9 protein-coding genes and 1 pseudogene are annotated in these 9495 nt (G+C 59.8%); 5 read left to right on the forward strand and 5 right to left on the reverse strand.

From position 1 onward, the window contains the following. Window positions 1-219, forward strand: a pseudogene (locus tag ACIREA_RS18750) (hypothetical protein); the annotation flags it as partial. A gap of 81 nt (window positions 220-300) precedes the next feature. Beyond that, window positions 301-1503 carry a C39 family peptidase gene (locus tag ACIREA_RS18755; protein WP_397383863.1) on the forward strand — a complete coding sequence of 401 codons (1203 nt, stop codon included), beginning with the start codon at window positions 301-303 and terminating at the stop codon, window positions 1501-1503. Here ACIREA_RS18755 and ACIREA_RS18760 read toward each other — a convergent pair whose 3' ends face one another. Beyond that, the gene (locus ACIREA_RS18760) at window positions 1504-1935 is read right to left on the reverse strand and encodes a DUF5069 domain-containing protein (RefSeq protein WP_397383864.1); all 432 of its coding nucleotides are present in this window, start codon (window positions 1933-1935) and stop codon (window positions 1504-1506) included. A 44-nt stretch (window positions 1936-1979) separates the two neighbouring features. Next, window positions 1980-2690, reverse strand: coding sequence for a hypothetical protein (locus ACIREA_RS18765; protein WP_397383866.1), 711 nt, complete (start codon window positions 2688-2690; stop codon window positions 1980-1982). Between the two features lie 67 nt (window positions 2691-2757). Here ACIREA_RS18765 and ACIREA_RS18770 point away from each other — a divergent pair, with 67 nt between their 5' ends. Further along, window positions 2758-3867, forward strand: a complete 1110-nt coding sequence (locus ACIREA_RS18770) for an alpha/beta hydrolase family protein (protein ID WP_397383867.1) — start codon at window positions 2758-2760, stop codon at window positions 3865-3867. 39 nt (window positions 3868-3906) lie between these two features. Here the strand turns inward: ACIREA_RS18770 and ACIREA_RS18775 are convergent, their stop codons facing one another. Continuing rightward, window positions 3907-5055 carry a 6-phosphofructokinase gene (locus tag ACIREA_RS18775; protein ID WP_397383868.1) on the reverse strand — a complete coding sequence of 383 codons (1149 nt, stop codon included), beginning with the start codon at window positions 5053-5055 and terminating at the stop codon, window positions 3907-3909. A gap of 120 nt (window positions 5056-5175) precedes the next feature. Between ACIREA_RS18775 and ACIREA_RS18780 the strand changes: the two genes are divergently transcribed. Together ACIREA_RS18780 and ACIREA_RS18785 are read left to right on the forward strand one after the other, a co-directional pair. Then, entirely contained in the window at window positions 5176-6063 is an 888-nt protein-coding gene (locus tag ACIREA_RS18780; protein ID WP_397383869.1) for an EamA family transporter, read from the forward strand. Between the two features lie 62 nt (window positions 6064-6125). Continuing rightward, window positions 6126-6362, forward strand: a complete 237-nt coding sequence (locus tag ACIREA_RS18785) for an addiction module protein (RefSeq protein WP_397383870.1) — start codon at window positions 6126-6128, stop codon at window positions 6360-6362. Window positions 6363-6715: 353 nt separating this feature from the next. Here the strand turns inward: ACIREA_RS18785 and ACIREA_RS18790 are convergent, their stop codons facing one another. Together ACIREA_RS18790 and pbpC are read right to left on the reverse strand one after the other, a co-directional pair. After that, a complete protein-coding gene (locus ACIREA_RS18790) occupies window positions 6716-7033 on the reverse strand; it encodes a hypothetical protein (RefSeq protein ID WP_397383871.1) in 318 nt (105 codons plus the stop codon). A 14-nt stretch (window positions 7034-7047) separates the two neighbouring features. Then, on the reverse strand, window positions 7048-9303 hold the full coding sequence (pbpC, locus tag ACIREA_RS18795) for a penicillin-binding protein 1C (protein ID WP_397383872.1): 2256 nt from the start codon (window positions 9301-9303) through the stop codon (window positions 7048-7050). Window positions 9304-9495 lie beyond the last annotated feature (192 nt).

The following is a 9495-nucleotide window of genomic DNA, read 5'->3' on the forward strand; positions in this document are numbered from 1 at the left end:
TGCGCCGTCATCGCCGCCGCCGCCGGTTTCTACTACTACTTCAAGACCATCCTCGCGATGTACACCACCGAAGGCACCGACGTCCCCGCACTGACCTTCTCGGTCCCCGCCAAAGCCGTCGCTGGTGCCCTTGCCCTCGCCATCCTGATCCTCGGTGTCTATCCCAAGCCACTTCAGAGCCTTCTGACATCAGATCGTGCTGCTGTTGTGGCGAAGTGATTGACTTGGATGGGGCACAGCGGTTAAAACCGTTGCATGAATCGTGGCGTTTGTCTGGCAATCCTCGCTTGTCTTCTTTCCATGCCGGCACAAGCACAGGAGCGCAAGCTTCCCGAGCTCTCCGCCAATCTCGACGCACTGTTGAATTTTACGAGCCTCTGGAAATGGAGTTCGTCAGACTTGGAAAAGAACTACGAGCTGAAAATCCAAGATCAGGAAAAGCAGCCGAAGCCCCCGCAGTTTGAATGGGTGAGCAGTGCCAAGGACCGCGCGCGCTTCTCCCGTCACATGTTCAGCAACGCGGAGACCAATCTGACCATGTTCGGCGGTTCCATCAAAGTGGAGGAAGCTATTCTGGAGTTTGTGAACGGCAAAGCAGCCCGTGCGACCCTCTCCTTCTACAATCGCGGCGACTCGGGCGATATCACCACGGCGGAATTCGACCGCATTTTCAAACTGATCGGTCAAAATCTCGGCCAGGTGTTGAAGGTGGCCCCCAAGCGTCAGATATTGTCTTCCAATGCCGCGCTGCCCGTCACCGGCTGGAACTGGACTTCGCCCGGCGGCGTCGCCCTGCTCGAATACAACGATTACAACACACCCGGCAAAGTCACCAAGCCCGAGTTCCTGCGCCTGAAACTCGCCGCACCCAATCAGGCCGACTGGAGCATGGGCAAGATGGCCACCGGTGTCCAGCGCATGGAACTGCTCAAGCGTGTGAAAAGGACGGCTGAAGGCGATGTCTACATTTCCGGCGTACCCATGGTGGATCAGGGGCAGAAAGGCTACTGCGTCGCCGCCAGCTGCCAGCGCCTCTTTGAATACATGCGCATTCCTTGTGACCAGCACGAGATGGCCAAACTCGTCAGCATCGATGCTCAAGGCGGCGCTGATATCACCACCATGCAGAAGAGCCTCGCCAAAATCGATGGAGCCTTCAATGTGACTTTCAAACCGCTGATCAATCCCGAACAGTATTACTCCAGAGGCAAGCGCCGTGTCTCAGAGAAGGAGTTCCTCTCCATCGTCAAGGAATACACCGACAAAGGAGTTCCTCTGCTTTGGGGTTTGTTCCTTGGCCAGAAGCCCGAAGATCCACCGCTGCCGGGTGGCGGACAGGTCAGTGGTGGCCACATGCGCATGGTCATTGGGTACAACCTCGCCAAAAACCAGCTGATCTTCACCGACTCCTGGGGCGCAGGCCATGAGTTGAAGCGCATGGCGCTGCTCGATGCCTATGACGTCACCTTGGGCCTCTATTCCATGGCTCCGCGCGGTTTCTGATCAGGGCGCACGTCCTTCTTCGACATCCATCATGTCAAAGAACGTCACCAGGTCTTCGCGATGAGCCAGGCCGGCCTCGGCCCGCTGCTTGATGAGCCCTTCACTGGCCGCATCGCGCCAGCCCCGCTTGTGCATGAAGCCGTTCCAAATTTCGATCTGCTCCGCCGTCGGCCGGTTGCCATTGAGGCAGCACCATTCCAGGATTTCTTCGTCCGTTCCACCTGCCAGCGTACGCTCCGAGAGTTCACTGAAGTCCACCCCGAGAAACTTGCACACACGCTCGTCAAAGGTGCGGTTTCCACTCAGGTAGCCCAGGTGATAGCCGTCGGGCAGTTTGCCTTCCTTGGCGTTGAGCCGGATTTTATCGAGGATGCGGCCAAAGACGGCGATGCCGCCGACCAGATCACGGGGAGAACGAATGGGAAATGCCATGCGCCTTTTTTAACGAGGACGCATGGCAAAGTCAATCCACCGCCTTATTCCGCCTTCTTCTTCCCTTTGCCAGCCGGTTTGGCGGCAGCAGCCACCTTTTCGCCGGGCTTCGGCAGGGTGGCTTTCACCTCTTCCCACGCAGGATTGAGCGTGGCTTCAGTCAGTGAGAAGTTACGGAAATCCACCGACTGGCCGCTCACCGTGAATCCGGGGCTCGCTTTCTCTGTCTGGAAAAGATCATTGGCACCCCAGGCAACGAGGTCATCCACCTTGCCCAGCATCTTGTCTCCCACCATTTCCAGGCGCACCTTGTGCCAGCCTTCACCGAGCTCCGTGGGAAAACGGGCAAAGACGACCGCCTTGTCCGGCCCCTCATGGTCGTTGTCATCACGCTGCACCGTCACCGTCTTCGGCGTGATCATGATGCGCGCCATGTGGTCCTTGATGGCATTGATCGAAAGGCTCGTGCTCTTGGCCCCGGCAAACTTGAACTCATACACGATGACAAAATCCTTCAGCTTGTTGGGCAGGCGGGTCACTGCACCATGCTTGTCAGCCGCCAGTTCAGAGCCGCGCAGCACGCCGTCCACCGCCTCCCACTTGCCCTTGGCCGCCTTCCACGGAGCACCGGTACCAGAGCTGAGATTGTTTTCAAAGATGACCTTGCCGGGAATGGCGAGCAGTGGCTTGTCCTCGCCACGTGCAGCAAAGGCGGCAAGAGCGAGCGTCAGGGTGAGCAGGGAAGTGTGTTTCATGGATCGTTGTGAACGACGGCACTGCATCCATGTTGCGCGAAAATTCCCGACCTGATAGAACCGGCGCATGCGCACCACCGCTGTTTGTCTCACTCTCCTGCTCACCCACATGCAAGCCGCTGAACCCAATGCCGCAGCCGAAGTCTGGCTCGCTAAGACAAAGATCGCCCCGCCCCTGCAGGTGCCAGCCTCCCTCGACGCATGGCAGCATCAGCGCGCAAAAATCCGCGCGAAGTTAAACGAACTTCTCGGCGACCTCCCCCCACGCCCACCCATCTCCGCATTCCAAGTGCTCACCCGCGAAGACAAAGACAGCTACACCCTGGAAACTCTCCAATTCGACAATGGCGCAGGCGAGACCGTGAAAGGCTATGTCTTTGCACCGAAGACCGCCACAGCACAGAGCAAAGCTCCGGCCATCCTCTACTGCCACTGGCATGGCGGGCAGTACGACATCGGCAAACAGGAGCTCCTTCAAACGAACGCCACACCCGTGGCCGCAGGCCCTGTACTGGCCGCTGCCGGTTACGTCGTCCTCGGCATCGACGCACCCTGCTTTGGCGAACGCAACGGCCAGGGCCCCGACGGCCCGCAGCAGAAAGGCGGCAACGGCGAGATGACCGCCGCCAAATTCAATCTCTGGGCCGACCGCACGCTCTGGGGCATGATGCTGCGTGATGATCTCACCGCGCTCGATTACCTCTGCTCGCGCCCGGAAGTGGACGCCCAGCGCATCGGCGTCACCGGCATCAGCATGGGCTCCACCCGCAGCTGGTGGATCATGGCGCTTGATGACCGTCCGCGCGCCGCCGTGTGCGTTGGCTGCATGACACGCTACGAAGAACTCATCCGCGCCGGCATGCTCAAAGCCCACGGCATTTACTACTTCGTCCCCGGCATGCTCAAACACTTCGACACCGAAGCCGTCATCGCCCTCGGCGCACCACGCCCCATGCTCTTTATGACCGGTGATCAAGACAGCGGCTCACCCACCGATGGCGTGCGTCACATCGGCAACATCGTGAACCAGGTGTATGCGCTGCATGGCCAGGATTCCACCACCCGTTTCGAGAACACGATCTACCCCGGCGTCGGCCATGTATACCTCCCCGAGATGTGGGAGAAGACGGTGAAATGGATGGACCGCTGGGTGAAGAACGGAAATCCAGTCAAGTAGGTCAAAGTTACGCTCAGGCGCATCTTGACCTTCTCTGGGCTACCACGAGCTCAAATCATCATGCAGCCGCTCCATCTCACGGGAGAAGGCCGCACGTTCCGGCATGTCAGGTTCGCCATAGGGAACGATTTCGATCACATTTTTCCGCAGCGCGGTAATGCCGCTGCCGCCGTCCGCCTGCTGAATGCTGGTCCACGCACGGTCCGCAAAGCGAGCCGCGAGAATGCAGTCCTCCGGTGTCGTGTGACCGCCGCGCTGCAAATGACCAAGCACGGACGGACGTACTTCGAGATCAGGGAAGGGGGCCCCGGCGCGATGGAAATACTGCTGGAAGGCATCCATCAATACGTAGGCTCGGTTGCGCTTCTGCGGCGGGTCAAACTCCACGCCTTCCGCCACGAGCACAATGGCGTGGCCGCGTCCGCGCGTCATCGCGCCTTCGATCTTGGCGGCGAGCTTCTTCATGGCCTCATCGTTCAGCGCACCCGCTTCGGGGGTGATGATCATTTCTGCACCGGAAGCCAGGCCGGCCATCCGCGCCAGATCTCCGCTCGCGCGGCCCATCGTTTCCAGCACCATCACGCGGCGGTGACTGCGCGCGGTATCAATGAAGTGATCCACCGCCCAGACGAGCGTGTTGACCGCCGTATCGACTCCCAGTGCCATATCGGTAAATTGAAGATCGTTGTCAATCGTCGCAGGAATGCCGATGACGCGCAGATCACTTTCTTCCGCCAGCAGCCGGGCGCCCGTGAGCGAGCCGTCACCACCCACCACGACCAGCGCGCGCACGTTGAGACTCTTCAGGAGCTTGAGCACGCTCTCACGCACCTTTTTCTCGTGGAATTCCAGGCAGCGCGCAGAGCCCAGGATGGTGCCGCCCTTGCCCATGATGCCGCTCACGCTCGCGTGGTCCATTTGGATGACGTGCAGCTGCTCGGAGATCAGACCCGCCCGGCCCGTGTGGGTGGCGATATCTTTTTTCAGACGCACCAAAGCTTCAGCATCGTCATTCACGGCACGTGCGGTGCGGACGAGGCCTCGGTAGCCGTCGCGAATGCCGAGCACCGCGATTTTTTCACGGTTCAGGCCCAGGCGCACGATGGCGCGCAGGAAGGCATTCATGCCGGGAGCGTCACCACCACTGAAAAGGACGGCGACGGATTGTTCGGGAAAAGTGGCGCTCATGGGAAAAATGGAAAATGGGGGATTGTCTGCTTAGCGAGCACTCAGCGCGTGGCAAGTGGCTGCTTAAGAGGATGAAATTCCTCGCGCTTGCTACCCTGCTCCCCCGTGTTAATGGCACGGGTGTCCCCAGCCTTCGCCACCACGCTTTTTCCGCTCATTGCCGCCCTCCTGTATGCCTTTGGGGCGCTCGTGCTGAAACGCTCCAGTGACCTCGGAGTCGGCCTCTGGCGCACCACATTTGTCGCAAATTTGATCGTCGCAGGGCTGTTTTCCTTCCTCTGGCTGTTCGGCGGTCCCCCTGTGGAAATAGTCGATCTGTGGCAGCCCGGCGTCATCGCCATGTGCCTCTTCGTCGGCCAGCTCGCCCAGTTTCTGGCCTTGGAAAAGGGGGATGTGTCCGTCGCCGTGCCCGTTTTTGGGCTGAAAGTCATCCTCGTCGCCTTCTTCACCCCCTTGCTCATTGGTGAGGCCGTGGGTTTGAAGCTGTGGATCGCCGCCTTTCTCAGCGTCCTGGGCATCACCTTCCTCAACCGCAAAGATGCCGGCCAGCCGCCGCGTCATCTGCTCATCACCTTCGTCGCGGGTGGCATCGGTGCGGTGGCCTTCGCCATCTTCGATGTGCTCGTGCAAAAGTGGGGCCCTTATTGGGGCGTCGGCCGCCTTCTGCCCTGCATTTTCTGGATCAATGCCCTCCTCTCCTTCGGTCTCATTTTCCGCTTTTCCGCTCCCCTGAGCGCCATCCGGGTCCAGGCCTGGCCATGGCTCGTGGGTGGGGCGGTCCTGCTCGGCACCCAGAGCATGATTTTCGTCAGCACCCTTGCCGTCTTTGGCAAGGCCACCTCGGCCAACATCGTCTACTCCTCACGCGGCCTCCTCAGCGTGGCCCTGGTATGGATGATCGGCCACTGGTTCATGAACGCCGAACAGCACCTCGGCCCCAAAGTCATGCGCTGGCGTCTGGCCGGCGCCCTGCTCATGATGAGCGCCATCGTGCTCGTGGTGGTATGATCGCACCCTCCTGAAGCAAAAAGAAGCCGTTGCCAGCCGTCGCACAGAGGGCATGTTTCCACATGATTCTCGGAACCATGCCCGCCTTGAGTGCGCTCACCGTGGATCAAAAGCTGCGGCTCGTTTCGGAGCTTTGGCAGGATGTTTCACGTGACAGCACCATTACTGCCGAGACTGCAACGTTGCTTGATGAACGATTGCATGAATACGAGGCAAATCCTGCTGCCGTTCGCAGCACTGAGCAGGTGGCGACAGGCATAAAGGAGCTCAAAAAACGTATCGCCGCATCCCGGGCATGAATGCCGTCTGGACACTGGGGGCCGAAGCCGATGCCCAACGTCTCTATGAACAGCAGGAGCTTTGGGAGGAAGGCAGAGGAGATCACTTTTTTGAGGAAGTACTCTCTTCAGTCCAATTGCTGGAGGTGTTTCCTGAATTCGGGCCTGGCCGAATAATCGACCTTCGCCATGCGTGCATTTTTCCCAGTGTTCTGACACGATCCCGGAGGGATCACAGCCGGTAGCCAGGGGTAAGCGAGGCACGAGCGCCACCCCTGGACCACGTACACCACACACCCTCAGCTTAAGGGCGCATGCCGTAGGTATGCAAGAAGCCTTCATTAGCCCATCGGTTCCACGGAGCCCGCCTTCGGTCACATTGGTCTGTCTTGTGGCAGTCCATATCGTAGCAAAATCTCATCCACCGGCATCGTCTGCCATTGAACAGTTTCGTTTTCGATATTGGCCAGCTCAGACTGTATCCGCTGATCGTTTTGCGCATCGCACGCAGGCTTGGCAATCACTTTGCGAGCCTTGAGCACCTGCAGATGGTAGTGCCTGACATTCTCTGCGAATTTGGTCAGTCGTTTTAAGTCCTTGGATTTTTCAATGGCATCTCTGAGAATCGATTCGCTTCGCAGCAAGCGTCCTTTTTGCCTGGCGGGGGTGTTTCTGGGGGGATATGAGGGCATGGCGAATGCGACAGTTACTCTTCTTGTACAATCACAAACGTTCGCGCACTAAGGCCACTCACCTCATCCCTCACCTCAATCTCGTGCCTCCCCGCTTTGAGAATCGCAAAAGTGTGAGCACCTTCACTCCTTAGCTCAAGCGTCTTGCAGCTCCAGCGCGCCTGAGTTACCCCCGCAGCCTGCAGCAGCAAACGGTTGCCACTGTTGCGAATATCCGGATCAAGAATCACCACCGTGCCGGGAATCGGATTCATGATCCGCAGCACCGGCCTGTCCTCAGTCTCCGAAGTCGTAACCAGATCACCCAGCCAGTTCGCACCGCTGCCAATCCATGCGGCATACTCACGTGTCAGAATCGCACGGCCCCGCGCATCATAATCACCCGCTTGCGCCACAGCGGGGAGCTTGCCGCCGACGAAAAACTCCTCGCGACTCACCCGCGCCGGCGGCGTCTGCGGTGTCAGCCGTTTCCCTGTGCGCGGATCAATGCGCGCACGCACAATCCCCTTCGGCGTCGCAAACCACGTCGCAGGATGCTTCTCATGCAGGTGCAGCATCACATCCCGAAAGATCGGCCCTGCGCCCGTGACTCCGCTGACATCCTGCATCGGCGTGTTGTCAAAATTACCCACCCACGCACCGACCGTGAATTCGGGCGTATAACCGAGCGTCCAGTTGTCGCGAAAGGTGGAACTCGTCCCGGTTTTCACGGCACACTTAAAAGGCAGCCTCAGCACCGACCAGCTTCCAAACGCCATTTCCCGCGCTTGATTGTCACTCAAAATATCCGCGATCAGCCAGCTTTCATTCTCTCCCAAAAGCCGCCGTTCTTCCGCAGCGCGGTCATCCTGCAGCAGCGTCCACGGCTTGAACCGCCCTAGCCTTCCGAGACACGCATACGCATTCGCGAGCTCAACCAGTCGCACCGAAGCATTGCCAATAGTAAGACCCAGTCCATAGTGCGCGGCGTCTTCGTTGAGTGTGCTCATGCCGAGTTCACGCAGCTTCGGCAGCAACGTCTCAGCTCCGCCGATGGAATCCAGCACACGCACCGCAGAGATGTTGAGCGAGTTGCCGAGCGCATAGCGATACGTCATCGGCCCATAGCTGCGCAGGGAGAAATTTTCAGGGCGATATGTGCCCGATGATGTGGCAAATTCGATCGGTAGATCGGATACAATGCTCGCCGGCGTAGCTCCGCGCTCGAAAGCGATCTCATAGGTGAACGGCTTCATCGCCGACCCCGGCGAATGCGCCGCCCACGCCCCATTGAGCTGCCCTCCATCCTGCGCAAAGAAATCACGCGACCCGGCCAGCGCGAGCACCGCCCCCGTCGCATTCTCGATCACCACCACCGCTGCATGCGTTACATGGCGGCCTTTCAGCGACTCCAGCCGCTGAGCGATGATCGTCTCCACCTGCTGCTGCAGCGTGGCATTCAGCGTCGTGCGAATCGTTTCTCCATGTCCTCCTCCGCGCAGCATCTCCACCGCATGCGGGGCCTCGAACCCACCACTGAAACGTTGAAGCACGATCTTCTGATCCAATGCCACACGATGCTGCTCGTCATCCAGCCAGTGCAGTTCGTGCATCTTGTCCAAAATTCGGCGCTGACGCGGCAGCACGCCCTCCAGATTACGAAACGGATTCAGCCGCGCCGGAGACTGCGGCAGTGCCGCGAGCAGCGCACACTCCGCAGGCGTGAGATCCCCCAGAGGTTTGTGGAAATAGCCTGACGCAGCCGTGGCGGCCCCGGTCATGAGATTGCCAAACGAAACCCGGTTCGCGTACGCCGCCAGCACCTCCTCGCGGCTCCAGCACATCGCCAGCCGGCGCGCCCGCAGTGCTTCAGCGGTCTTCACCCCCAGCGTCCGTTTGCCCGTTTGCGGCGTGGTGTTCTTGATCAGCTGCTGATGAATCGTCGAAGCACCGGAAACAATGTGTCCGCTGCGTCCATTGTCCCACGCCGCGCGCAAGACCGCCAGGAGGTCCACGCCGCCATGGGAGAAGAAGCGTTTGTCCTCCGCTGCCAGCAGCGCATGCACCAGAGCAGGAGGAATCTCCGCGTATTTCACCGGCGGTGCGGAGCGCGTGCCGTCCTCGTTCAGCAGATGCCGCAGCGGCGTGCCATCGCGGGCAAGATAAAGTGTGGAGGATGGCGGCGGCCGCAATAGAACCTCCGGCAACGGCAGCAGCCACGGCAGCCCCCACCAGCCGCCTGCCACCAGCACGAGCAGGGTGATGAGAATGGTTTTCCAGCGGCGCAGCATGTGAAAAGGAACGCGAGGCGCACGATTAAATCCAGCGCGGTGTTCTTGACCGTGGGCGTCTGCGGCGGAGCATGCCCACCTCGCATGAACCCGCCGCCAACCATCGCCTGCCTCGGTCCCGAGGGGAGTTTCTCGCATCTGATCACGCAGATGCGTTTTCCCGGCCTGGCGGTCAGCCTGCGGGACAACGTG

Source organism: Prosthecobacter sp., assembly GCF_044373815.1.
Classification (GTDB): domain Bacteria; phylum Verrucomicrobiota; class Verrucomicrobiia; order Verrucomicrobiales; family Verrucomicrobiaceae; genus Prosthecobacter.

What these genes read in the sequence shown, in the direction of transcription:
- ACIREA_RS18755 (WP_397383863.1), top strand. Translation starts at nt 301, where the DNA reads ATGCCGGCACAAGCACAGGAGCGCAAGCTTCCCGAGCTCTCCGCCAAT.
- ACIREA_RS18775 (WP_397383868.1), bottom strand. Translation starts at nt 5,055, where the DNA reads ATGAGCGCCACTTTTCCCGAACAATCCGTCGCCGTCCTTTTCAGTGGT.
- pbpC (WP_397383872.1), bottom strand. Translation starts at nt 9,303, where the DNA reads ATGCTGCGCCGCTGGAAAACCATTCTCATCACCCTGCTCGTGCTGGTG.
- ACIREA_RS18770 (WP_397383867.1), top strand. Translation starts at nt 2,758, where the DNA reads ATGCGCACCACCGCTGTTTGTCTCACTCTCCTGCTCACCCACATGCAA.
- ACIREA_RS18790 (WP_397383871.1), bottom strand. Translation starts at nt 7,033, where the DNA reads ATGCCCTCATATCCCCCCAGAAACACCCCCGCCAGGCAAAAAGGACGC.
- ACIREA_RS18785 (WP_397383870.1), top strand. Translation starts at nt 6,126, where the DNA reads ATGATTCTCGGAACCATGCCCGCCTTGAGTGCGCTCACCGTGGATCAA.
- ACIREA_RS18760 (WP_397383864.1), bottom strand. Translation starts at nt 1,935, where the DNA reads ATGGCATTTCCCATTCGTTCTCCCCGTGATCTGGTCGGCGGCATCGCC.
- ACIREA_RS18765 (WP_397383866.1), bottom strand. Translation starts at nt 2,690, where the DNA reads ATGAAACACACTTCCCTGCTCACCCTGACGCTCGCTCTTGCCGCCTTT.